The sequence below is a fragment of the Kitasatospora sp. NPDC059722 genome (genome assembly GCF_042733235.1).
Lineage (GTDB): Bacteria > Actinomycetota > Actinomycetes > Streptomycetales > Streptomycetaceae > Kitasatospora.
Genome location: NZ_JBHWGD010000002.1, coordinates 10,354 through 32,943 on the forward strand (window position 1 = coordinate 10,354; position 22,590 = coordinate 32,943).

A 22,590-nucleotide genomic window follows, 5' to 3' on the forward strand; every position below is an offset into this window, starting at 1 on the left:
AACCACTCCCGGGCGGCCTTCAGGTCCGCGGAGCCGTTGCCGAACGACAGGTTCAGCCCACCCGGGCGCGGCGCCCGCCCCGCCCGGGGCCCGCCCCGGGGCGGCGGGGGCCCCCTCGCCACTTCGGAGGTCTCCAGGTATTCGAACCACACCACTTTGCCCGTCCCCGCCGGGTGCCAGCCCCAGGCGGTGGCCAGCGTCTCCACCAACAACAGCCCACGGCCACTTGTCGATTCGGTGCAGCGCTCCGGCCGCGGGAGATCCGGGCGCCGGTCGATGACCTCGACCCGCAACCGGCCGGCGCGCCATCGGATGGCCACGGTACAGCGCGACCTCGTGTGCAGGAGGGCGTTGGCGATCAGCTCGCTCGCGCACAGCTCCACCTCCTGGAGATCATCGGGCGAGAGCGGCACTCCCCACTCCCGCACGATCGCCATCACCAGCCGCCGGGCCGGCGGAACGGAGTCGACCCCTGGCGGTACACCCCACTCCAGCGGCACCGGAAAGCCGGCGGTGTTGAGCGGGCTGACGATCACGTTCCACCCCATTGCTCCTCCATCACTGCAGATGGGCAGTGGCCGTCACCAGACGGCAGCGAAAAGGGAAGCCGGCCATAGCTCTCAGCCACGGCGACTGCACTGAACGTAGTCGCAGAAAAACTGTGAGTCAAGAGAATCTGCTACTCGCAGACGTTCACCTAGTCGTGCGAGACTCAACCAATCCAGGAAGGGGAGAACCATGGGATTCGGCCTCGTTGTGCGTTTCGTGGCCCGCGATGTGACAGCTGCTCAGGCCTTCGACGCCCTGGCTGAGGAAGCGCTCGAAGGAATCCGCGCCAAGGAACCCGGCACTCTCGTCTACGTCAACCACGCTGTACCGGACGAGCCTCACGTCCGGGTCTTCTACGAGCTGTATGCGGACCGTGAGGCGTTCGAGGAGCACGAGCGCCAGCCCCACGTCCGCCGATTCCTTGCCGAACGTGGCCAGTACCTGGAGTCGTTCGAGGTCACGTTCCTGGCCGAGATCTCCGGCAAGGGCGCGTCCGCCGACCAACTCACCCGGTGAGTCCTGAGGAACAGCGGGCGTTCGGCGCCCGGGTCGCCCAGCTACGCAAGGGGCGTGGCATGCGGCAGGACCAACTCGCCGCCGCCGTCAACCGAACCGCCAGTTGGGTGTCCCAGGTCGAGCGGGGCATCCAGCCGGTGGTCCGTCTCGACGTCCTCCACTTGCTGGCGAACGGCCTTGGCGTCTCCGTTCAGACGCTCAGGCCTGATGCGCCATCATCCGCCGCACCCGTACCCTCGGCTACCGAACAGACCAACGACCTTGATCTTGTGCGGCTGTCGCTGTCGGGTCATCCCGCTCTTGATGCGCTGCTCGGCGAACGCCCCCGGACGGAAACCGTCGACCTGCCCGAGCTGGCAACCGCCACCGAGGAGTTCTGGCATCTGACGCACGGCGCACGTTTTGCCGGGCTCAGCACTGCCATCGCCGACGTCCTGCCACGTCTGGAGCGGGCGTCGCGAACCGCCGCGGCGGAGGAGCGCCCCAAGATCCTGCTACTGCTCAGCCAGGCATATCAGGCGGTCGCAGCGGCATTCGTCCGCCAAGACGAGGCCGACGCCGCATGGGTGGCCGCCGACCGGGCCATCCAAGCCGCCGAGCAGGCCGGACAGCCACTGCACGTCTTCGCCGGCATCTACCGACTGGCCCACGCATTCGTCCGACTACGGCGGTTGGACCAGGCAGAACACGCCGCCGGGACTGCGGTGGCGGCGCTCCGGACCTACACGTCGGCAGGACATCCGCCACCGGAAGCGTTGTCCGTCCTCGGCGCGCTCCACCTGGTTCTCGCGTTGGCCGCCGCTCGCGCCGGCCAACGCGAGCAGGCGCTGAGAGAACTCGCCCGCGCCCGTGAGGTCGCGGCACGACTCGGCGAGGACCGCAACGACTTCAACCTGGAGTTCGGGCCTACGAACGTCGAGATTCAGGCCGTCTCGACGGCAGTCGAACTCGGCGATGCGGGCGAGGCTCTGGAAATCGGCTGCCGGATCGATGCCGGACAGCTCTCGCCCGAGCGCAGGTCAAGGCTACTGATCGACCTCGGGCGAGCTCACGCGCAACGACGTCACCTGGGTGAGGCGATCGACTGCCTCCTTCGAGCCGAGGAAGCGGCGCCGGAAAGCGTCCGGAGTCACGTGGCGGCGCGGGCGACGATCCGTGAGCTCATCCTCATCGCCGGCCGAGGCGCTCCTACGGAGCTGACGAAGCTGGCCAAGCGTGCGAACGCAATGGGGTGATGACGTGCGCATCGAACCCACAGGGCACCGGGGACTGTCGGCCAAGGCGGAGGAGCAGGTCCGACAGCTGCTCGGAGCGGCTCTTGCAGCAGAGGATCCGAGCGGGCTGGCCCGACCAGCCGCCAACCGGCCTCCTACCCCCAGGTTGTCGTAGACGACGCATTCGGGAGCTTCCGACCTGAATGTGCTCATCGGCGGGTTGGCGGGGATGCGAGGGGAATGCCCCGGACCGCCTGAGCGGGCCGGGGCATTCCCGATGCCTGAATCGGTTCAGGCGGACTTGACGGCGGCGAAGCGGGCCGAGACGTCCTGCCAGTTGACGACGTCCCACAGGCGGGTCACGTAGTCGGGGCGCACGTTGCGGTACTGCAGGTAGTAGGCGTGCTCCCAGGCGTCGAAGGCCAGCAGCGGGGTGGCGCCCTGGCCGACGTTGCCGTGGTGGTCGTAGACCTGCTCGACGATCAGGCGCTTGCTCAGCGGCTCCCACGACAGGATGCCCCAACCCGAGCCCTGCACGCCCGTGGTGGCGTTCGTCAGCTGCTTCTTGAAGGCCTCGAAGCTGCCGAAGTGCTCGGTGATCGCGTCGGCCAGCTCGCCCTCGGGGCGGTCGCCGCCCTCCGGGGACAGGTTCTGCCAGAACAGCGAGTGCAGGACGTGGCCGGACAGGTGGAAGGCGAACGTCTTCTGCAGGCCGACCAGGCCGCCGAACTGCTCCTTGTCGCGCGCCTCGGCCAGCTGCTCCAGGGTGTCGTTCGCGCCCTTCACGTACGCGGCGTGGTGCTTGGAGTGGTGCAGCTCCAGGATCTCGGCCGACATCGCCCGCTCCAGCGCGGAGTAGTCGTACGGCAGGTCGGGAAGCGAGTAGGTGCCCAACGGGTCCTTCTTTCACGAAGTTGGCGATCGTGCCGGGACAACACTATTGCGTATCAGTTGCAGGAGCGATCAATGGGCTCCTGCTTATTCCCGACGACACGTCGGGCACAATGGGACCGCTACGTGTAATGGGTGAGGCAGGAGAGAGACTGTGACGGTCGTGCTCGGGATCGAGTCCTCGTGCGACGAGACGGGCGCCGGGCTGGTCCGTGACGGCGTGTTGCTCGGGCAGGCAGTGGCGTCGTCGATGGACGAGCACGCCCGCTACGGCGGCGTCGTGCCGGAGATCGCCGCCCGCGCCCACGTCCACGCGATGGCCCCCGTGGTCCAGGAGGCCCTGCACCGGGCCGGACTGACACTCCGGGACATCGGCGCCGTCGCGGTCACCACCGGCCCCGGCCTCTCCGGCGCCCTCCACGTCGGCGTGGCCGCCGCCAAAGCGTACGCGTTCTCGCTCGGCGTCCCGCTCCACGGGGTGCACCACCTCGCCGGGCACGTCGCCGCCGCGACGCTCGACGGCGGGCCGCTGCCGGACCCATCCGTCGTGCTCATCGTCTCCGGCGGGCACACCTCGCTGCTGCTCGTGCGCGACCTCGCCCGCGACCCGATCGTCCACCTCGGCGACACCCTCGACGACGCGGCCGGGGAGTGCTTCGACAAGGTCGCGAGGATCCTCGGACTCCCCTACCCGGGCGGTCCCGCGATCGACCGCGCGGCGCGCGACGGCGACCCGACGGCCGTCCGGCTGCCCCGCCCGCTGACCGGGCCGCAGGACCACCCGTACGCGTTCTCGTTCTCCGGCCTCAAGACCGCCGCCGCCCGCTGGGTGGAGGCGCAGCGCGCGCCGCACGTCCCCGACGCGGCGGCGGCGCTCCAGGAGGCGATCGCCGACGTGCTGACCCGCAAGGCGGTGCGGGCCTGCACGGACCACGGCATCGGCACGCTCGTGGTGGTCGGCGGGGTGGCCGCCAACTCCCGCGTCAGGGCGATGGCGGAGGAGCGCTGCGCAGCGGCGGGCATCACCCTGCGCGTACCGCCGCTGCGGCTCTGCACGGACAACGGCGCGATGGTCGCCGCCATCGGCGACCTGCTGGTCCGCGCGGGCGCCGAGCCGGCTCCCGCCGACGTGTCGATCGACCCCTCGGCGCCCCTGGAGTACGCGGCGCTCAGCCCCCTGCCGTCCAGGTGACCAGCGGCGGGCGGACGGCGGCGCACAGCGGGTGGCCCTTGGCGTCCGTGAGGCCCAGGCGGGCCACCAACAGGCCGGAGCGGACGGCGGCTTCGACGACCTCCGGGGGAATCGCGTCCAGGAAGATCTTCGCGCGGCGGAACATCGTGGACCCCGGGCCGCTCAGCCAGTTGAGGTAGACGAAGCGCCCGCCCGGGCCGCCCTGGACGTACCGGCCGGTGATGTCGGTGCCGGCGGGCGTCGGCTTCGCCACGCACTCCAGCGTCCACTCCGCGCGCGGCGCGTCGCCGGGCTGCGGGTCCAGCAACTCGCCCGGCTTGGCGCGGCGCTGGACGGCGACGTGGATGTCGCGGTAGCCCGGGAAGCCGGGGGCGGCGCCGCACTTGCGGCCGGGCAGGTCGGTGGCCTCGATCCTCAGCTGCATGCGCCCATCCTCCCCCGGGTCCAGGGCCTGTCGTCAAACTCCCGTCGTCCGCCCGGAGGGCGGGCCGGGCGGCGTTGGGGTGCGTGCATCGCAAGGCGGAGGAGGGAGGCGATGCGGTGGGGGCACGCCCCCAGCCTTCGGCCGGGGGGACCCCCACCCGGCCGCCAGGCTGGGGGACATCGGGCGACCGACGACAACGCAGCGAGGTGCGTGCCCCAACGCCGCCCGGAGGGCGGGGGTTTGACGACAGGCCTTAGGTCACGGCGCTTCCCGCCACTGCAGGACGGCGCGCACGATGTCCTGGCCGATCCGGTCGAGGAGTGCGGCGGCGCCGTCCATCCGGGCGCCGGCCGGGGTGGCGGGGCCGAGCAGTTCGGCGCCCTCGCGGGCGACCCCGGCGAGCATCGCGTTGCGTTCGGCGCTGGCCAGCAGCGCGCGGTACCAGATGTCACCGTCGATGACGTAGCGCGTGCGGCGCCGGTGCTCGTCGCGCTCCCGGCGGACCAGCGCCTGGCCCTCCAGGTAGGCGGTCGCCTTGGAGACGGAGGCCGGGCTGACCCGGAGCCGGTCGGCGAGGTCGCCCGCGGTGAGGCTGCCGTCGTCGGTGACGTAGAGGCAGGTGAGCACCCGGGCCACCATCCGGGGCATGCCGACGTGGACCAGCAACTCGGCCATCCGTTCGGCGAACTCGCGCACGGCGACCGGGTCGCGCCCGGCCGCCTGCCGGACGACGACGGCCGAGCGGGCGCCCGACGGCGGGGCCGGGCGGGTGCGGCGGGAGCGCTGGACGGTGGCCCGGTGGGCGCGCTCGGCGCGGTAGCCGGAGGGGCCGCCGTTGCGGGCGATCTCGCGGGTCACGGTGGACGTCGGGCGGCCGAGGTCGCGGGCGATCTCGCCGTAGCCGAGCCCCTCGGCCAGGCCGGTGGCGATCCGGCGGCGGTCCTGCTGGGTCAGTCTGGCTCCGGGCATCCGTCCTCGTCTCCTCGCGTGGCGCGACCAGTATGCGCAGGGCTCCGGGCTTGTTGCAATGAACCCGCACGGCCTTGCAATCACTGGCAGGGCCATTGCAAGGATATCGCCGCTATGAGCTGCAAGGATTCATCGGGCAATAGGAGTTGACGTTGATTCATATGGAAAGCACGCCGTAGTTTCTTCCTCGCAACCACAACCACCGCCAGGGGGAACACACCATGAAGACCACGATCCGCACCACCGTCGGCGCCGTGCTCGCCGGAGCCGTGCTCTCGGCCACCGCCGCCACGCCGGCCCTCGCCACACCGGCCCTCGCCGCGTCGGCCGCGAAGAGCGGGCACGACGGCGTGCAGAAGGTGCTGGACCGGGCCGTGGCCGAGGGCGGTCTGCCCGGCGCGGTCGCCGAGGTCAGGGACGGCCACCGCCACTGGTACGGCGGCGCGGGCGTCGCCGACACCGCCACCGGGCGGGCGCGCCACCCGCAGGACCGGTTCCGGATCGGCAGCACCACCAAGACCTTCGTCGCCACCGTCGTCCTCCAGCTCGCCGCCGAGGGCCGGCTGAGCCTCGACGACAGCGTCGACCGCTGGCTCCCCGGCGTCGTAGACGGGCCCGGCTACCAGCCCGACCGGATCACCGTGCGACAGCTGCTCAACCACACCAGCGGCGTCTTCAACTACGTGATGGACGAGGACGTCCAGCGCAAGGCGGGCGGCCCCGCCTTCCTCCGGCACCGCTTCGACGACTACACCCCCGCGCAGCTCGTCGGGATCGCGATGCACCACCGGCCCGACTTCGCCCCCGGCACCGGCTGGACGTACTCCGACACCAACTACGTCCTCGCCGGGCTGATCGTCGAACGCGCCACCGGCACCACGCTCGCCGAGCAGATCGAGCAGCGGATCAGCGCCCCGCTCGGCCTCGGGAGCACCTCCACGCCGACCCCGTCCGACATCACCGTCCACGGGCCGCACGGGCGCGAGTACACGCGCCTGGGCGACCCCCACCCGGACGCGCCCGTCTACGACGTCACCGAGCTGAGCCCGTCCTGGGGCTGGGCCTCCGGCGACATGATCTCCACCGTCGGCGACCTCGACACCTTCTTCGCCGCGCTGCTGGGCGGCCGCCTGCTGCCGCCCGCCCAGCAGCGGGAGATGTTCACGATGATCCCGACGCCGCCGAAGACGTGGATCGAGAACACGGCGTACGGCCTGGGCGTGAGCTCGATCAAGCTGTCCTGCACCACGGTGTGGGGCATGGGCGGCGCCATCAACGGCTCGTGGACCTACACCTACGGCAGCCGGGACGGCCGCCACCTGCTCTCCACCAACGTCAACGGCGACTGGACGAACGGGACCTGGAAGAGCGGCGCCTGGCCGATCGGCGTGTTCACCGACGAACTGGAGGCGGAGTTCTGCCCGAGTGCCACCGGCGCGTGAGCCGGGCACCACGCGCGGGCGGTTGCGGGGGCCGTAGGGTCAACGCACCGTCGGCGGGTGGAGGGCCAGGAGGGACGGGACTCGGGTGGGTGCGGCCAGGCGGAGGAGGCCGTGGCCGATGCCGGCGAGGCCGACCATGAGGGACGGGCTGTGGACGCCGTGCGGCAGGCCGCAGGTCCAGCCCCTGGCGTCGAGGGCGTCCAGGGCGGCGCGGGCCGCGCCGTGCCAGGGACGTCCCGCGAGGTGGAGGGGTTCCACGTTGCCGAGGTCGCCGTGGCACAGGGACGCGTTGAGGCCGAAGCCCTCGCGCAGCACGGTGTCGAGGGCGGCGTCACGCTCCTTCGCGAGCAACTCGCCGCCTTCCGGCAGGAGTTCGGCGAGCTCCACCCGGGCGAGGGCGATGCCGGAGGCGCCGTGGCACCAGAGGACCGGGAAGGACGGGCCGTCGGGACCGCCGTCCTCGCGGACGTCGCGCCAGTTGGCGGCGGCCGGGTCGAACAGGGTGCGCTCGTAGTCCAGTGCGGCGAGGGCGAGTTGGGGAAGGCGGGAGTCGCCCAGGTGGTGGCCCGCCTTCGCCAGTGCCCACGCGATGCCGGACGCGCCGTGGGCGAACCCCGCGAGCGGACGGGCGGCCGCGCCCGCGAGGGAGGCGGGGAGCCAGCCGACGCCGCCGTCGGCCCTCCCCAATTCCGGGTGCGGGGCCGCGGTTTCCGTGAGGCGTGCGGCACAGGCCGCGAGGGCGGCGGTCACGGCCGGGCCGGGGCGGACGGAGGCCCAGGCCAGGAGGCCGCCGATGGTGCCGGCGTTGCCCGCCAGGAGGTCGTGCTGGACGTCCTCGGCGGCGGTGGCCGCGATCCGGCCGATCATCTGCCCCGCCAGGGCGTCGAGTTCGTCGTCCGGGTGGTCGGCGGCGAGGTGCGCGAGGGCGTACAGCACGCCGCCGGTGCCGGCGAGGCCGCCGCCGAGGCGGTCGGCGCGACGGCGGACCTGGCGGCGGAGCGTGCGTTCGGCGGCCCGGGCCGCCTCGCGGTGGGAGCGGTCCCCGGTGACGGTGGCGAGCTGGTGGAGGAAGAGGACGATGCCGGCCGTGCCGCTGTAGAGGTCGGGGCCGAGCTCGGCGGGCGCCCAGCGGCCGGGCGGGGTCCAGTTGGGGCCGGCCCAGGCGAGGTCGGCGCTGCCCCGGTGGGCCTCGCGGAGGAGCTGCTCGCCGGCTTCGACGGCCTTGGCGAGGGCGCGGGCCGCGAGGCCGTCCTCCGTCCCGGCCGGTGCGGCGAGGGGTGCGGTCGTCGTCGTTCGGCGCGGCTCGCGGGCGCCGTCGGCCGTCGTCACGGACAGCCGGAGGAGCTGGAGTTGGCGCTCCAGGTCCTCCTCGCCCAGCCCGTCCGCCTTCGCGAGGGCGAGGTCGAGCGCCGGCCGGTCCGCGACGCCCGGGATCACCGCGCCGGTCGAGGAGCGGGCGTCGACGCCGTCCGGGCGGATGGTGAACACGGGCACGTCGCCGCGCCACAGGTCCGCGCGCTCGTGCTCGACGAAGGCGAGCGCGTGCTCCTCCCAGGCGGCGAGGGCCCAGAGCCGGTCGAGGTGGCGGTCCTGGTCGAGGGCGTCGCGCAGGAGGTCGGGGTGGCAGGCGGTGTTGAGGAGGCTGCGGTACTCGAAGGTATCGCGGCGCAGCATGCGGGTCTCGTCGCCGGCGAACGCGCGTATCAGATCGCCGAGTTGGTCCTTTTCCGCGGCGAGGATCCGGTAGGCCTCGGTGAAGCCGGCCTCCAACTCGTCCAGGTGGTCGGCGAGGCGCAGCGGCCGGTCGGCCGGGACGGGCCGGCTGCCCGGGGCCTCGATCGGCAACCGCCGGTATTCGAGCCGCAGTTCGTCCGTGCCTTCGCCGACGAGGACGGGTGCCGCGCGGGGCGGGAGGGTCGAAGGGTCCCAGCCGAGGGCGGAGAGGTCGGTGCCGCCGTTGCCCTCGTCCCACATGCGTTCGGGCAGCAGGCCCGAGCGCAGCACCGAGTGGCGGGCGTGGTGGCGGGCGAGGCGCTCGGACTCGGAGAGGTCCTTGGCGGGCTCGTGCAGGTCGGGGTGAAGCAGGGCCTCCAGGTCGATGAGCACGGGCTGGTCCCGGACGGCGAGCAGGTTCTGCGCGTGGCAGTCGACGGCGTCGAGGACGTACATGAGGGCGGCGAGCGTGCCGGCACGGTGGTAGAAGGCGCTCAACTCGGCCTCGTCGCGGGCCGGTTCGGCCGTGACGTGGGCGACCCAGCCGTAGCCGTCGCGGGCCAGGTGGGCGAGGTCGTGCAGGGGCAGCCGGAGCCGGGGGTTGAGCCACCGCAGGACCTGCTGGAAGTGGTTCTCGGCGCCGAGCGGGCGGGGCTTGTAGACGATCCGGGTGCCGTGCTCGAAGCGCAGGGAGCTCACGGTGGCGCCGCCGCGGTGCGGATCGCCGAGGCCGGTGGCGAGTTCGGTGAGGCGGCCGAGCGGACGGCCGTCGGCGAAGGTGGCGCGGATCGCGGGCAGGTCGGCGGCGAGGCGGCGGAACAGCGTGCGGCCGGTGGCGGTCCACTGCTCGGCGGCGGTCGTCAACCGGTGGGCCAGGACTGGGTGTTCGGCGAGCAGGCGCAAGGCGCGCCCGGGCCGGGTGAGCCGGTCGAGGAAGTCGCGGTAGCGCTCCTCGGGGGTGTCACCGGTCAACTCGCCGGTGAGGCGGGCGACGTGGAGCTCGGTGATGACGGTGCGGACGGCCATGCCGTGGACGGCGGCGGTGAGCGCCGGGAGGACGAGGGCGGTCAGCTCCTCGGGCGTGCCGAGGGCGGGGACGTCCAGGTCGGCGATTGCGGCGCGCAGCCGGTCGCGGGCGTCGGCCAGCAGGGGCGCGACGAGCCGGGCGAAGGCGTGGTCCTCGGGCACGTCGAGGGTGGCGGGTGTCGCGAAGGCGGCGGCGAGGCGCTCGGCCCACGGGAGGCGCCCGAGGCGGTCGGCGAGGGCGTCCGGGTGCTCGGCGAGCAGGGCGTGCAGGGCGTCCGGGTCGAGGCCGTCGGCGGCGAGGCGGCGCTCGAACCAGCCGTCCCGGTCGAATGGCGCCTGGGCGCGCCAGCGGTCCAGCTTCCGCGTGGCGCGTTCGGACCGTTCGGCGCGTTCAACCCGTTCGGACCGTTCAACCCGTTCGGCGCGTTCGGCGAGCCCCGCCGTCTCGGTGCCGGGCACCGGACCGCGGGCGTTCAGCGGGACGGCGCGGGCGGCGGCCCGCAGGAGTTCGGTCGCGTCAACCACGGGTCGGGGTCGCCTCTCTCGCTGTGTCTCTCACTGTCGCGCCATACCGACCGCTCAGGATGGGTGGTGCCCCGGCGTGGGGTCGGGGCACCACCCCGCGGACCGGTCACCGGCTGCGCCTGCTTGGGCAACTCGACGCGCTCTCAGGGGTGTTGAGTTGCAGTGCAGCCGTACCGTCCGCCTCGCGGCCGGAGAGCACCAGGGCCGTGGGGTGCCCGGTGCCGTGGGCCGGCCACGGTCGAACCGCCGGCCGGCGGCGCGGACGCGGCGCGGATCCCGGCGGTGCGGCCGGGACCCGCGCCGGCCGCGACCCCGGACCGTGGGCTCGGGAGAGCCGCGGGATCCGGGATCGGCCGGCTCCGGAGGCCTCACGGCCCCCGGAGGACTCAGAAGCTGCAGACGCGGCCGCAGCTCGACCAGCCGCCGCAGGTGCCGGACTGCACCGAGGCGGTCACGTACAGCTCGTCCGCGAGCTCGCCAGCCGGGTGGACCTGGTGGCCCTGGCCGAGGGTGAGCCGGAAGTCCTCGTCCTTGAGCGCGCGAACCTGCTCAGCCGTGGGCAGCATGTTGCCTCCTCGAAGCGATGGGATCTGGCACGGGCGTGCCGGGTCCGGATCCTGGCAGCGCCTCACGCGTCACACCAGGGGCGTGCGCCCCACCCGACGCAATTCCGGCCACGATCGAAATAAGGTCCGGCCCGGCACCCCGCCCCCGTTCCCCCAGGCCATGCCCGGTCCCGCCACCGGCCGCCGCGCCCGCCGCTCCCCCGCCCGGCCCGACGGCCGCCCCACACCTGGCCAAAACCGGGGCGGTGAGGGCCACACAAACCGGACCCCACGTTTCGGGGCCGCCGCCCCCGGGGAGCCCGGCGGCCGGTCGCTGCTGTGGCAGCGCCCGGCACCCAGGGTGACGATGGAGCCCGGGACCCGTGGACCGATCGGAGCACCATGAGCGAGCAGCACAACGTCGTCCTGCTGACCTTCCCGGACGCCGCCGGCTGGCGGGCCGCCTACGACGAGGCGCAGCACCTGCCCGGCCTGCGGCAGGTGGCCGCGCTGGAGCGCAGCGCCGACGGCCTGCTGGAGGTGCGGGACGGGTTCGTGCGCGGTGCGGGCGTGGCGACCGTGGGCTCCGGCGTGCTGGGCGGGCTGGTGGGCCTGCTCGGCGGGCCGATCGGGGTGCTGCTGGGCTTCGCGGCGGGCACGGTGCTCGGCAACGCGGCCGAGGAACACCAGGCGACGGAGGGCGGCGCCGGACTGATCGTGCTGTCGCCGCGGGTACCGGACGGCGGTGCGATGCTCGTGGTGGACGTGCGCGAGGCGTCCCCCGGCCCGGCGGACGAGCTGGCCGCGAAGCACGGCGCCACGGTCGAGCGGATCGACGCCCGCGCGTTCGAGGAGCAGGTCAAGGCGGCCGAGCGGAAGGCCGAGGAGCCCGGCCGGGACTGACCGGGCTCCGCGGGGCGCGGGGCGCGTGCCCCGGCGGCGCGGCACCCGGCCTGAACCGGCGACACGCGCCCCTGGCGCTCACTCCGCCCGCAGCGCGGCCACCGTCCGCGTCCGCGCCGCCCGGACGGCGGGCAGCAGGGCCCCGAGGACGGCGATCAGCACCCCGCCGCCGGCGAGCAGAACCAGCGCCGGCGCGCCGAGGACGTCCAGCGCCGAGGCCGGGAAGTCGAGCCCGGCGCTGTGACCCATGGCGGGCACGGTGAGCCCGTGCAGCAGCAGCCCGACGGGCAGGCCGATCGCCGCGCCGACCACCCCGACGAGGACGACCGAGGCGAGCACCACGCCCACGGTCTGCACCGGGGTCATGCCGAGCGCCTTGGTGACGCCCATGTCCCGGGTGCGTTCCCGGATCTCCAGGACGACGGTGTTGAACACCCCGAGCCCGGCGACGACGACCAGGAGCAGCGTCAGCGTGGCGGTCAGCGAGTCCAGTGCGGCGATCGAGCCGCTGGAGCCGTGCGGCGCGCCGACCTCGGCGCTCATGTGGACCGGGGCGAGCGCGGTGCCGAGGGCGGCCGCGTAGGCGGCCCGGTCGGTGCCCTTGGTCAGCGTGACGAACCAGGCGTCCGGTCGGGGGGCCGTCCCGGACGGGAAGCTCCGGGCGTCGGTGAGCAGTTCGTTCGTCTGGACGTGCGGGTCGAAGACCTCTCCGACGACGGTCACGGTGACCGGCCGGCCGTGGTCCGTGAACGTCACCCGGTCGCCGAGCCGGACGTTCGCCTCGGTAAGGAAGGTGGCCGGGGCGACGGCCTCGCCCGGGCCCCGGTACCAGCGGCCGGAGACCATCCGGTAGCCGGCCCGGGACGCGTCGCCCTGGAACGCCGTCACCGTGGTGCTGCCGGCCACGCCGGGGACGGCGACGTCGACCGTGCCGGTGCCGTAGGAGGACGCCGTGCCCGGACGGCCGGCCAGCGCGGCGGTCACGTCCGCCGGATCGGCGGCGACCGGCCGGCCGGCCGTCGCACCGGAGCCGGGCCCGTCCGCCCGCCGCGGGTGCACGAACACGTCCGCGCCGTCGTGGTTCTTCGCCTCCTGCACCCACGTCATCGTGCCGCCCATGCCCACCGCGAAGACCGCCGCTGCGGTGCCGAACAGCACGGCCGCGAGCATCCCGGCGGCCCGGGCCGGGCGGGCGAAGGGCTGGGCGAGCCCGAGGCTCAGCGGCCGGGGCAGCGGCAGCCGGGCCGCCAGGGCGGCGGCGCGGGCCGCGACCGCGGCGCGCCGGGTGCCGCCCGCCGTGCGGCCGACGGCGAGCGCGTCCACCGTGCGCAGCCGGCCGGCCCGGGCGGCGGCGGCCCAGGCGACGAGCGCGACGGTGACCAGGGTGCCGCCCGCCACGGCGGCGTCGACCCAGGGGGCGATGCCGGAGGCGTCCGTCCCGTAGACCTGCCCGGTGGTGGCGAGTACCGGGACGGTCAGCAGGTTGCCCACGACCACCCCGAGGAGGGTGCCGACGGCGGCCGGCACCAGCGCCTGGCCGACGTACGCGCGGACCACCTGGGCCGGGGTGCAGCCGAGCGCCTTGAGGACGCCGATCCGCCGGGTGGCGGTGCCGACCGCGCCGGCCGCGACGTTGCCCGCCACCAGGACGGACATCGCCATGCCGAGCAGTCCGAAGGCGACCAGGAAGGGCAGGAACAGCGCAGTGTTGCGGTCCGAGCCCTGCTTGGCGGTGAGCCAGGACTGCGCGCCGGTCAGCGCCCCGGCGGGCGCGGCGGCGGCGACGGCGGAGCGGCCGGCGTCCATCGCGCCGGTGGTGCCCGCGTCGGCGAAGCGGTAGAGCATCTCGTAGCCGGGGGTGGTGCCGGGCGCGGTGAGGGCGGTGACGCCCTCGGGGGTGACCCAGGCGTCGGCGGTGCGGCTGACGGAGCGGGCGAGGCCGACCACCTTCAGCGCGGGCGCGCCCGGCAGGCCGGGCAGCCGGATCGAGCCACCGAGCTCGGCGGGCGTGCTGCCGTACCCGGTGTCGAGCACCACCTCGTCCGCCGCGTGCGGCCAGGTCCCCTGGAGGAGCGTGACGTCGTCGACGTCGCCACTGGCCGAGCCGCGGCCGACGACGGTCATCGGCGGGAGCGTCACCCCGGCCGGGACGGTCGAGCCCGGGCCCGGCGCGGGGTCGACGGTGACGGTGCGGAACGGGCCGGCGGCGGCCGTCACGCCGGACGCGCGGGCGGAGGCGGCGAGCCCGGCCGCGGTGGTGCGGGCGCCGTCGAAGCGGGCGGTGAGGTGGGCGCCGTGCTGGCCTTCGAAGGCGTGGTCGAAGGGCGCCTGGGAGGCGACCAGCAGCGAACCGCCCAGCACGGAGCAGGTGGTGGCCACCATGGCGGCCAGGCCGATGGCGACCGACTGGGTCCGGCGGCGGCGCACACCGGCCCGGACGACCCTCCCGAGGGCGCTCATGCGCCCCCCTCGCTTCGCTCGGCGAGCGCTTCGCGCAACGCGCACCTACCCACGATGAGCTCCCTCCGCTCGCTCATGCCGCCCCCCTCGCTTCGCACGGCGAGCGCCTCGCGCAACGCGCACCTACCCACGATGAGCTCCCTCCGCTCGCTCATGCGCCCCCCTCCGCTTCCCTCGGCGAGCGCCTCGCGCAACGCGCACCTACCCACGACGAGCTCCCTCCGCTCGCTCATGCCGCCACCGCCGAATCCGCCTCGACGCGGCCGTCGCGCATCCGGACCGTGCGGGTCGCGCAGTCCGCGGCCAGCCTCAGGTCGTGCGTCACCAGCAGGATCGTCTGCCCGTCCTCGTGCAGCTCCCGGAACAGCTCCTTGACGTCCTCGCCCGAGGCCGAGTCCAGCGCGCCGGTCGGCTCGTCGGCCAGCAGCAGCGTCGGCCGGTTCATCAGCGCCCGGGCCACCGCGACGCGCTGGCGCTCGCCGCCGGACAGCCGGCCGGGGTGGGCGCGGGCGTGCCGGTCGACGCTGAGCGCCTCCAGCAGCTCGGCGGCCCTGCGCCGGGCCTCGCCGCGCGGCACGCCCGCCAGTTCGCCGGCGAGGGCCACGTTGTCGGCCACGGTCAGGTCGTCCAGCAGGTTGAAGAACTGGAACACCATCCCGATGGTGCTGCGCCGGTAGCGGGCGGAGGCCGCCTCGTTCAGCCCGTCGACCCGCGTCCCGGCCACCGTGACCGTCCCCGCGGTCGGCCGGTCCAGCCCGGCCACCAGGTTGAGCAGCGTGGACTTCCCGCTCCCCGACGGGCCGAGCACGGCCACCGACTCGCCCGGCCGCACGCTCAGCGTGACGTCGTCCAGGGCGGCCCGCGCGCCCTCGTAGCCGCGGCTCACGCCGCGCAGTTCGATCACCGGTGGGGTGCTCATCGTCGTCCCTCGTGTCGTCCCTGGTGGGTCGGGACGCGTGTCGTCCCTGGTGGGTCGGGACGACCGTACGGAGGGAGGCCGGGCACCCGCGTCCGCCGAGCGCGGCAACTTCCGTACCGCGCGGGAGGTACGGCGCGCGGCGTCATCCTTGCGACGTAGTCGACGGGGGTAGGAGGCTCCGCCGGACGCGGGGCTGTCCAGCCGGGCGCCCGGCCGCCACAATGTGCCGGTGATCGAAGCCCTGACCCCGGACCGGCTGCGCGCGGCCGTCCGCCCGAGCGCCGGACCGCCACCGCCCCTGCCGACCCGGCGCGGGTGGGCGTTCGACGTCGCGCTGGCCCTGTTCCTGGCCTCCCTCGGCACGCACTACGTCCTCATCGTCCAGGAGCCGCACTCCGCGCTCCTCCTGATGGTGCCGGTCGTGCCGCTGCCGCTCGCGCTTCGCCGCCGGTACCCGCTGGCGGTGCTGTGGGCCGTCCTGCCGCTCGCGCTGCTGGTGCGTCACCAGTCCGAGGACATCGCCTACTCGGCGGGCGTCGCCGTCGTCATCGCCGCCTACAGCGTCGCCGCGTACGGGCGCCGCCCGGCCGCCGTCCTGGCGAGCCTGCCCGCCGCCGCCACCACGCTCGTGGTCCTCTTCGCCGAGGCCAAACTGCCGCACTTCCCCAACGGCGTGGTCGCCGTGCTGCTCCTCGTGCCGGTGTTCGCGGTCGCCTACGAACTGCGCATGTGGCGCCGCCGGGCGGCCGAGGGCCACGAGCGGCTCTCCGCCCTCGAACGCGAGCAGCTGGCCGCGCTCCAGCGCGCGGTCGAGCACGAACGGGCCCGCATCGCCCGGGAGTTGCATGACGTCGTGACGCACAACGTGAGCATGATGACGATCCAGGCCGGGGCCGCGCGCAAGATCCTCGACACCGCGCCGGACAAGGCCCGCGAGGCGATGACCGCCGTCGAGACCGGCGGACGCGCGGCAATGACCGAACTGCGGCACGTCATGGGCCTGCTGACGATCGACGCGGGCACCGGCGACGACCCGGCCGCCACCGCCGACCTCAGCCCGCAGCCCGGCCTCGGCCGGCTGGACGCGCTGGTCGAGGGCGTCCGGCAGGCCGGGCTGACGGTCGGGCTGACCGTCTCCGGCGAGCGCCGCGCCGTGCCGCCCGGGGTCGAACTCGCCGCCTACCGGGTCATCCAGGAGGCGCTCACCAACACCGTCAAGCACGCGGGCGGCGCCGCCGCCGAGGTCACCGTCGAGTACGCCCCCGGCCACCTGGCCGTCGAGGTCACCGACACCGGCGGCCGCCCCACCGGCGCTGCCGCCACCGGCAACGGCCGCGGCCTGATCGGCCTGCGCGAACGCCTCGCCGTCTACGGCGGCACCCTGCACACCGGCACCCGGCCACGCGGCGGCTACCGCGTCAAGGCCCTGATCCCCTTGGAGAGTTCATGAGCACCGACCCGCTGCGCGTGGTGGTCGCCGACGACCAGGCGCTGGTGCGCACCGGCTTCCGGCTGATCCTGGAGTCCGAGGGGATCGAGGTGGTCGCCGAGGCCGACGACGGCGAGCAGGCGGTGGCCGCCGTGCGCCGGACCAGACCGGACGTCGTGCTGATGGACATCCGGATGCCCGTCCTGGACGGCCTGGAGGCCACCCGGCGGATCGTCGCCGACACGGCGCAGGAGCCGCCGCGGGTGATCATGCTGACCACCTTCGACCTCGACCAGTACGTCTACGCCGCGATGGCCGCCGGCGCGAGCGGCTTCCTGCTCAAGGACGTCACCCCCGAGCACCTGGCCGCCGCCGTCCGGCTGGTGCGCTCCGGCGACGCCCTGCTCGCCCCGGCGATCACCCGCCGCCTCGTCGAGCGCTTCGCCCGCCCGGACGCCCCCGCCGCACCGCACCGCGAGCTGGCCGCGCTCACCCCGCGCGAACTGGAGGTCATGACCCTGCTCGCGCGCGGGCTCAGCAACGCCGAACTCGCCGCGCGGTTCGGCCTGTCCGAGGCGACGGTCAAGACGCACGTGGCCCGGATCCTCGGCAAGCTGGGCCTGCGGGACCGGGCCCAGGTGGTGGTGGCCGCGTACGAGACGGGGCTGGTGAGCGTCGGCTCGGGGCCGGGCCCGGTGTAGGCCTGTCCGCACGGACAGGTCCCGGGCCCGGCCCCGAGCCGGGCGTCACGCCTTGGCGAGGTCGAACCGGTCGAGGTTCATGACCTTGACCCAGGCCGCGACGAAGTCCCGGACGAACTTCTCCTTGGCGTCGTCGCTCGCGTAGACCTCCGCGACGGCGCGCAGCTCGGAGTTCGAGCCGAACACGAGGTCGGCGCGGGTGCCGGTCCACTTGACGACGCCGGAGGAGTCGCGGCCCTCGAACGTGGTCGCGTCCTCGGAGGCGGCCTTCCACGTGGTGTCGAGGTCGAGCAGGTTGACGAAGAAGTCGTTCGTCAGCACGCCCGGCGTGTCGGTGAACACGCCGTGCGTGGACTTTCCGTGGTTCGCGCCGAGGACGCGCAGGCCGCCGACGAGGACGGTCAGCTCGGGGGCGCTCAGCGTCAGCAGGTTGGCCCGGTCGAGCAGCAGGTACTCGGCGGCCAGCCGCTGGCCCTTGCCGGCGTAGTTGCGGAAGCCGTCGGCCGAGGGCTCCAGCGCCGCGAACGACTCGACGTCGGTCTGCTCCTGCGAGGCGTCCACGCGCCCGGCCACGAACGGCACCTCGACCGCGACGCCCGCGTCCTTCGCCGCCTTCTCGACGGCCGCGCCGCCGGCCAGCACGACGAGGTCGGCCAGCGAGACGTGCTTGGCACCGGCCCGGGCGTTGAAGTCCCGCTGGACGCCTTCGAGGGCGCGCAGCACGATCGCGAGCTCGTCCGGGTCGTTGACCTCCCAGCCGGCCTGCGGCTGGAGGCGGATCCGGCCGCCGTTGGCGCCGCCGCGCTTGTCGCTGCCGCGGAAGGACGAGGCGGCGGCCCATGCGGCGGAGACCAGCTGGGCGACGGACAGGCCGGTGGCGAGGACGCGCTCCTTGAGCGCGGCGGCGTCGGCGGCGTCGATCCGCTCGCCGGTGGCCGCCGGCAGCGGGTCCTGCCAGATCAGCTCCTCGCTCGGGACCTCCGGGCCGAGGTAGCGGACGACCGGGCCCATGTCGCGGTGGGTGAGCTTGAACCAGGCGCGGGCGAACGCGTCGGCGAACTGCGCCGGATCGTCCTTGAAGCGCCGGGAGATGGGCTCGTAGACCGGGTCCAGGCGCAGCGACAGGTCGGTGGTGAGCATGACCGGGGCGTGCCGCTTCGACGGGTCGTGCGCGTCGGGCACGGTGTCGGCGCCGGCGCCGTCCTTCGGGATCCACTGGTGGGCGCCGGCGGGGCTCTCGGTGAGCTCCCACTCGTAGCCGAAGAGGGTCTCGAAGAAGGAGTTGTCCCAGGTGGTGGGGGTGTGCGTCCAGGCGCCCTCCAGGCCGCTGGTGATCGCGTCGCCGCCCACGCCGGTGCGGAAGGCGCTCCTCCAGCCGAGGCCCTGCTGCTCCATCGGCGCGGCCTCGGGGTCGGGGCCGACATTGTCCGCCGGGCCGGCGCCGTGGGTCTTGCCGAAGGTGTGGCCGCCGGCGATGAGGGCGACGGTCTCCTCGTCGTTCATCGCCATCCGGTAGAAGGTCTCGCGGATGTCGCGCGCGGCCGCGATCGGGTCCGGATTGCCGTTGGGGCCCTCGGGGTTGACGTAGATCAGGCCCATCTGGACCGCGGCGAGCGGGTTCTCCAGCTCGCGGTCGCCGGTGTAGCGCTCGTCGCCGAGCCAGGTGGTCTCCGGGCCCCAGTAGACGTCCTCGTCCGGCTCCCACTCGTCGACCCGGCCGCCGCCGAAGCCGAAGGTCTCGAAGCCCATCGTCTCCAGGGCGACGTTGCCGGCGAGGACCATCAGGTCGGCCCAGGACAGGCTGCGGCCGTACTTCTTCTTGACCGGCCACAGCAGGCGGCGGGCCTTGTCCAGGCTCGCGTTGTCCGGCCAGCTGTTGAGCGGGGCGAAGCGCTGCTGGCCGCCGCCGGCGCCGCCGCGTCCGTCGCGGATGCGGTAGGTGCCCGCGCTGTGCCAGGCCATGCGGATCATGAACGGGCCGTAGTTGCCGTAGTCGGCGGGCCACCAGTCGTGCGACGTGGTGAGGACCGTGGCGATGTCGCGCTTGACGGCCGGGAGGTCGAGGGATTCGAAGGCCGCCGCGTAGTCGAACTCCGCGCCGAACGGGTTCGCCACCGCGGGGTTCTTGGCGAGGATCTTGAGGTTCAGCTGGTCGGGCCACCACTGGCGGTTGCCGCCGCCCTGGGTGGGGTGCGCCGCGCGCCCGTGGACGACCGGGCAGCCGCCCGTGCCCTCCGCCTGTGCTCCGACTCCGGTTGCATCGTGGTTCTCAGACATGGGAATCCTTCCCTGACAAGGCGGATCACGGTGTCTTGCGCTACCTGGTGTGCTGCTGCCTAGGCTAATGCCGGAGCCGATCCTACGATGGACGCAATCCAAGTCAAGAAGGACACCAGGGAAGTATCGGGTCCAATACCGGATAACCCTGATATCCGCTGATAAACTCCGGGTTTCTCCATTGACCTGAATAGGTGAACCGACATGAGCGACCTCCTGGAACGACTGCGCGAGCGCGGCTGGCGCCTCACCTCCCAGCGGCGCGTCGTGGCGGAGGTCCTCGACGGCGACCATGTGCACCTCACCGCCGACGAGGTGCACGCCCGCGCCGCGGAGCGGCTCCCCGAGATCTCCCGGGCCACCGTCTACAACACCCTCGGCGAGCTCGTCACGCTCGGCGAGGTGGTCGAGGTCGCCACCGACGGCCGCGCCAAGCGCTACGACCCCAACGCCCACCACCCCCACCAGCACCTCGTCTGCACCGACTGCGGCACCATCCGCGACGTCCACCCGGCCGGCGACCCGCTCGCCGACCTCCCGTCCGAACAGCGCTTCGGCTTCACCGTGTCGGGCGCCGAGGTCACCTACCGGGGGCTCTGCCCGGACTGCGCACGCTGACGCGCGCGCCGCTCACCCGGCGCGAGCCGCCGCCCGCGCGCCATCTGATTGGGAGGGACTTGAGTCCGTTCTGGAAGTTGGAGACCAGGCGCTGCGGGGCTCGGCCCGGGTCCGCGAGTTCCAGGCCGGGGAGGGTCGTGACGAGGTGACGGATCATCACGGTCATCTGCAGGCGCGCGAGTTGGGCACCGAGACAGAAGTGGGGGCCGTAGCCGAAGCTCACGTGGTCGTTCGGGGTGCGGGTGATGTCGAACCGGTCGGGGTCGGGGAAGACGCGCTCGTCGCGGTCGGCGGAGGCGTGGTAGACGACGACCTTGTCGCCGCGCCGGACGGGTCGGCCCGCCAGGGTGAGGTCCCGGGTGGCGGTGCGGCGGAACTCCATGACGGGAGGCCAGTAGCGCAGCATCTCCTCGACTGCGGATGCGGTCAACTCCGGTTTCTCGCAGAGCAGTCGGTACTGGTCGGGGTGGCTGAGCAGGGCGTGGAGCCCGCCGGGCAGGGCGTTGCGGACGGTCTCGTTGCCGGCCACGGCGAAGAGGAAGAACATCGTCTCGAACTCGTCGACCGTCAGCCCCGCCTCCCGGGTGCGGGCCAGCAGGCCGTCCGCGTCCGGCTGTCGGGCGAGGGAGTGGGCGTAGGCGTAGAGGTCGGCGAGGCCGGCGCGGGAGCGCGGGTTGAGCGGACGGCCGCCGGGGGTGGCGGTCGGGCGGTGGGCGAGGGCGGCGCGGCCGAGGGGGGTCAGGCCGGCCGGGTCTGCGGTGGCGGACGCGGCGTGGTCGGCGTCCTGGTAGCCGATCACCCGGTTCGCCCAGTCCAGCAGGAGACGGCGGTCCCGGTCGGGGACGCCCATCACCCGGGCGAGCGTCCACAGGGGCAGGTCGGCGGCCAGGCCGACGAAGTCGGTGGCGCCCAACGGACGGACGGTGTCGACGAGTTCGTGCACGCGGCTCTCGATGGCGGCGGCCAGGTCGGCCAGGGCACGCGGAGTGAAGGCGGCGGCGACGATGCGGCGCAGGCGCGAGTGGTCCGGCGGGTCCTGGTTGAGCATCATCGTGCGGGCGAAGGCCAGGTCGGCGGGTGTCTCGGGGTCGCGGATCTGGGTGCCACCGAGGTGGGAGGAGAAGTCCCCCGGGCTGCGCAGCACGTGTTTGACGTCCGCGTGCCGCAGCACCGCCCAGTAGCCCGGCCCCGCGGGCCAGTCGCCGACGGGCGGCTCCTCGATCCGGTGGACCGGCCCGGCCGCCCGCAGTTCGCGGTAGAGGTCGTACGGCACGCCGTCCGCGTAGGTGGCGGGCGGGAAGATCCGGTTCGCGCGGTCCTGGTCGAGGGTCACGGCGACCGACGGTACGGCAGCCGCGCACCGCGCACCAGGAGGCCTGCCCTCCCGTTGTGCGGGAGGGCCGGCCGGGCGGGGCCCGTCAGGAGACGTTGACCGCGGTGTCGTCGATGACGAACGAGGTCTGCTTCTCGTAGTCCTCACTGCCGGTGAACTTCAGCGTGACGGTCTGCCCCGCGTACGGCGACAGGTCGAGACTCCGCTGCGCGTAGCCGGTGTTGTGGTCGAGGTTGGAGTAGGTGTGCAGGGTGGCGAGCACCGTGCCGGAGCTGTTGAGGACCTGTACCTTGAGCGTGTCGTAGGCCGTCGTGGTGGTGGTCTCGGCGGTGTCGACGTGCAGCCAGAAGGAGAGGTTGTAGGTACCGCACCCGGTCGGCAGGGTGACGGACTGGGCGAGGGTGTCGGTGTGGGTGCTGCCGTAGCCGTCCAGCCAGGCGTCCCAACTGCCGCTGTGCGGCGGCTCGGTGGCGCTGTTGCTGACGACACCCGAGCTGGCGGTCCACGGCGCGGCGCTGCCGGTCTCGAACCCGGGGTTGCCGAGCAGCTGTCGCGGCGGGCAGCCGGTCGGGGTGGCACTGGCCTCGTTGCTCTGGGCACCCTCGCCGATCGAGTTCACGGCGCTGACCTTGTAGTAGTACGTCTGACCCGGGGTGAGCCCGGTGTCCGTGCAGGAGAGGACGGTGCCGAGGCCGCTGCAGCCGCCGGTGGTGAGGAGGCTCTCCTGGCCGCTCGCGGTGCCCCGGTAGACGCGGTAGGAGGTGATGGAGACGCCGCCGTTGCTCGCGGGGGCCGTCCACCCGAGCGCCGCCTGGCCGTTGCCGGCCGTCGCGGTCAGCGCGGTGGGGGCGCCCGGGGCGGTGCCCGCGATGGGCGAGGCCGTGACGGTGACGGTCGAGGTGGCGATGTGGGCCGGGTTGGCGGCGTCCGTGACGGTGAGGGTC

General features: G+C 73.8%; 19 protein-coding genes. 8 read left to right on the plus strand and 11 right to left on the minus strand.

Features of this window, described 5'->3' with window-relative positions; genetic code table 11:
- Nucleotides 1-536, minus strand: a 536-nt coding sequence (locus ACFV4F_RS01300) for an ATP-binding protein (protein ID WP_380500012.1), incomplete at its 3' end; no start/stop codon positions are given.
- A 202-nt stretch (nucleotides 537-738) separates the two neighbouring features.
- Between ACFV4F_RS01300 and ACFV4F_RS01305 the strand changes: the two genes are divergently transcribed.
- Together ACFV4F_RS01305 and ACFV4F_RS01310 are read left to right on the plus strand one after the other, a co-directional pair.
- Complete coding sequence (locus ACFV4F_RS01305) at nucleotides 739-1,065, plus strand: putative quinol monooxygenase (protein WP_380498143.1); 327 nt, start codon at nucleotides 739-741, stop codon at nucleotides 1,063-1,065.
- On the plus strand, nucleotides 1,062-2,300 hold the full coding sequence (locus ACFV4F_RS01310; protein WP_380500013.1) for a helix-turn-helix domain-containing protein: 1,239 nt from the start codon (nucleotides 1,062-1,064) through the stop codon (nucleotides 2,298-2,300). Before ACFV4F_RS01305 ends, ACFV4F_RS01310 begins: the two co-directional genes overlap by 4 nt.
- Before the next feature lie 270 nt (nucleotides 2,301-2,570).
- On the opposite strand, the gene ACFV4F_RS01315 is transcribed toward ACFV4F_RS01310, so the two are convergent.
- Nucleotides 2,571-3,173 (minus strand): superoxide dismutase, encoded by a 603-nt coding sequence (locus tag ACFV4F_RS01315; RefSeq protein WP_380500014.1) that lies wholly within the window; start codon nucleotides 3,171-3,173, stop codon nucleotides 2,571-2,573.
- Between the two features lie 151 nt (nucleotides 3,174-3,324).
- Between ACFV4F_RS01315 and tsaD the strand changes: the two genes are divergently transcribed.
- Nucleotides 3,325-4,362, plus strand: a complete 1,038-nt coding sequence (tsaD, locus tag ACFV4F_RS01320) for a tRNA (adenosine(37)-N6)-threonylcarbamoyltransferase complex transferase subunit TsaD (RefSeq protein WP_380500015.1) — start codon at nucleotides 3,325-3,327, stop codon at nucleotides 4,360-4,362.
- On the opposite strand, the gene ACFV4F_RS01325 is transcribed toward tsaD, so the two are convergent.
- Nucleotides 4,340-4,786 carry a DUF5990 family protein gene (locus ACFV4F_RS01325; RefSeq protein ID WP_380500016.1) on the minus strand — a complete coding sequence of 149 codons (447 nt, stop codon included), beginning with the start codon at nucleotides 4,784-4,786 and terminating at the stop codon, nucleotides 4,340-4,342. The two genes, tsaD and ACFV4F_RS01325, sit on opposite strands and share 23 nt — an antisense overlap.
- Nucleotides 4,787-5,044: 258 nt before the next feature.
- Nucleotides 5,045-5,755 carry a helix-turn-helix domain-containing protein gene (locus ACFV4F_RS01330; RefSeq protein WP_380436465.1) on the minus strand — a complete coding sequence of 237 codons (711 nt, stop codon included), beginning with the start codon at nucleotides 5,753-5,755 and terminating at the stop codon, nucleotides 5,045-5,047.
- Nucleotides 5,756-5,976: 221 nt separating this feature from the next.
- On the opposite strand from ACFV4F_RS01330, the gene ACFV4F_RS01335 reads away from it, so the two are divergent.
- On the plus strand, nucleotides 5,977-7,197 hold the full coding sequence (locus tag ACFV4F_RS01335) for a serine hydrolase domain-containing protein (protein WP_380500018.1): 1,221 nt from the start codon (nucleotides 5,977-5,979) through the stop codon (nucleotides 7,195-7,197).
- A 39-nt stretch (nucleotides 7,198-7,236) separates the two neighbouring features.
- On the opposite strand, the gene ACFV4F_RS01340 is transcribed toward ACFV4F_RS01335, so the two are convergent.
- Entirely contained in the window at nucleotides 7,237-10,461 is a 3,225-nt protein-coding gene (locus tag ACFV4F_RS01340) for a type 2 lanthipeptide synthetase LanM family protein (RefSeq protein ID WP_380500020.1), read from the minus strand.
- 386 nt (nucleotides 10,462-10,847) lie between these two features.
- A complete protein-coding gene (locus tag ACFV4F_RS01345; RefSeq protein ID WP_380436471.1) occupies nucleotides 10,848-11,027 on the minus strand; it encodes a hypothetical protein in 180 nt (59 codons plus the stop codon).
- A 381-nt stretch (nucleotides 11,028-11,408) separates the two neighbouring features.
- Between ACFV4F_RS01345 and ACFV4F_RS01350 the strand changes: the two genes are divergently transcribed.
- Nucleotides 11,409-11,909 (plus strand): histidine kinase, encoded by a 501-nt coding sequence (locus tag ACFV4F_RS01350; protein ID WP_380500021.1) that lies wholly within the window; start codon nucleotides 11,409-11,411, stop codon nucleotides 11,907-11,909.
- Nucleotides 11,910-11,987: 78 nt separating this feature from the next.
- Here ACFV4F_RS01350 and ACFV4F_RS01355 read toward each other — a convergent pair whose 3' ends face one another.
- Together ACFV4F_RS01355 and ACFV4F_RS01360 are read right to left on the minus strand one after the other, a co-directional pair.
- The gene (locus ACFV4F_RS01355; RefSeq protein WP_380500022.1) at nucleotides 11,988-14,369 is read right to left on the minus strand and encodes an FtsX-like permease family protein; all 2,382 of its coding nucleotides are present in this window, start codon (nucleotides 14,367-14,369) and stop codon (nucleotides 11,988-11,990) included.
- A 229-nt stretch (nucleotides 14,370-14,598) separates the two neighbouring features.
- Complete coding sequence (locus ACFV4F_RS01360) at nucleotides 14,599-15,288, minus strand: ABC transporter ATP-binding protein (protein ID WP_380500023.1); 690 nt, start codon at nucleotides 15,286-15,288, stop codon at nucleotides 14,599-14,601.
- Nucleotides 15,289-15,517: 229 nt separating this feature from the next.
- Here ACFV4F_RS01360 and ACFV4F_RS01365 point away from each other — a divergent pair, with 229 nt between their 5' ends.
- Nucleotides 15,518-16,738, plus strand: coding sequence for a sensor histidine kinase (locus ACFV4F_RS01365; protein ID WP_380500024.1), 1,221 nt, complete (start codon nucleotides 15,518-15,520; stop codon nucleotides 16,736-16,738).
- Nucleotides 16,735-17,418, plus strand: a complete 684-nt coding sequence (locus ACFV4F_RS01370) for a response regulator (protein ID WP_380436481.1) — start codon at nucleotides 16,735-16,737, stop codon at nucleotides 17,416-17,418. Before ACFV4F_RS01365 ends, ACFV4F_RS01370 begins: the two co-directional genes overlap by 4 nt.
- Before the next feature lie 45 nt (nucleotides 17,419-17,463).
- On the opposite strand, the gene katG is transcribed toward ACFV4F_RS01370, so the two are convergent.
- Nucleotides 17,464-19,695 (minus strand): catalase/peroxidase HPI, encoded by a 2,232-nt coding sequence (gene katG / locus ACFV4F_RS01375; RefSeq protein ID WP_380500025.1) that lies wholly within the window; start codon nucleotides 19,693-19,695, stop codon nucleotides 17,464-17,466.
- 204 nt (nucleotides 19,696-19,899) lie between these two features.
- On the opposite strand from katG, the gene ACFV4F_RS01380 reads away from it, so the two are divergent.
- The gene (locus tag ACFV4F_RS01380) at nucleotides 19,900-20,313 is read left to right on the plus strand and encodes a Fur family transcriptional regulator (protein WP_380499558.1); all 414 of its coding nucleotides are present in this window, start codon (nucleotides 19,900-19,902) and stop codon (nucleotides 20,311-20,313) included.
- Here the strand turns inward: ACFV4F_RS01380 and ACFV4F_RS01385 are convergent.
- Nucleotides 20,276-21,646 (minus strand): cytochrome P450, encoded by a 1,371-nt coding sequence (locus ACFV4F_RS01385; RefSeq protein ID WP_380500026.1) that lies wholly within the window; start codon nucleotides 21,644-21,646, stop codon nucleotides 20,276-20,278. The genes ACFV4F_RS01380 and ACFV4F_RS01385 overlap by 38 nt on opposite strands.
- An 85-nt stretch (nucleotides 21,647-21,731) precedes the next feature.
- A partial coding sequence (locus ACFV4F_RS01390; protein WP_380500027.1) for a fibronectin type III domain-containing protein occupies nucleotides 21,732-22,590 on the minus strand: 859 nt, incomplete at its 5' end.

What these genes read in the sequence shown, in the direction of transcription:
- ACFV4F_RS01350 (WP_380500021.1), top strand. Translation starts at nt 11,409, where the DNA reads ATGAGCGAGCAGCACAACGTCGTCCTGCTGACCTTCCCGGACGCCGCC.
- katG (WP_380500025.1), bottom strand. Translation starts at nt 19,695, where the DNA reads ATGTCTGAGAACCACGATGCAACCGGAGTCGGAGCACAGGCGGAGGGC.
- ACFV4F_RS01370 (WP_380436481.1), top strand. Translation starts at nt 16,735, where the DNA reads ATGAGCACCGACCCGCTGCGCGTGGTGGTCGCCGACGACCAGGCGCTG.
- ACFV4F_RS01305 (WP_380498143.1), top strand. Translation starts at nt 739, where the DNA reads ATGGGATTCGGCCTCGTTGTGCGTTTCGTGGCCCGCGATGTGACAGCT.
- ACFV4F_RS01330 (WP_380436465.1), bottom strand. Translation starts at nt 5,755, where the DNA reads ATGCCCGGAGCCAGACTGACCCAGCAGGACCGCCGCCGGATCGCCACC.
- ACFV4F_RS01360 (WP_380500023.1), bottom strand. Translation starts at nt 15,288, where the DNA reads ATGAGCACCCCACCGGTGATCGAACTGCGCGGCGTGAGCCGCGGCTAC.
- ACFV4F_RS01335 (WP_380500018.1), top strand. Translation starts at nt 5,977, where the DNA reads ATGAAGACCACGATCCGCACCACCGTCGGCGCCGTGCTCGCCGGAGCC.
- ACFV4F_RS01345 (WP_380436471.1), bottom strand. Translation starts at nt 11,027, where the DNA reads ATGCTGCCCACGGCTGAGCAGGTTCGCGCGCTCAAGGACGAGGACTTC.
- ACFV4F_RS01355 (WP_380500022.1), bottom strand. Translation starts at nt 14,369, where the DNA reads ATGAGCGCCCTCGGGAGGGTCGTCCGGGCCGGTGTGCGCCGCCGCCGG.
- ACFV4F_RS01380 (WP_380499558.1), top strand. Translation starts at nt 19,900, where the DNA reads ATGAGCGACCTCCTGGAACGACTGCGCGAGCGCGGCTGGCGCCTCACC.
- ACFV4F_RS01325 (WP_380500016.1), bottom strand. Translation starts at nt 4,786, where the DNA reads ATGCAGCTGAGGATCGAGGCCACCGACCTGCCCGGCCGCAAGTGCGGC.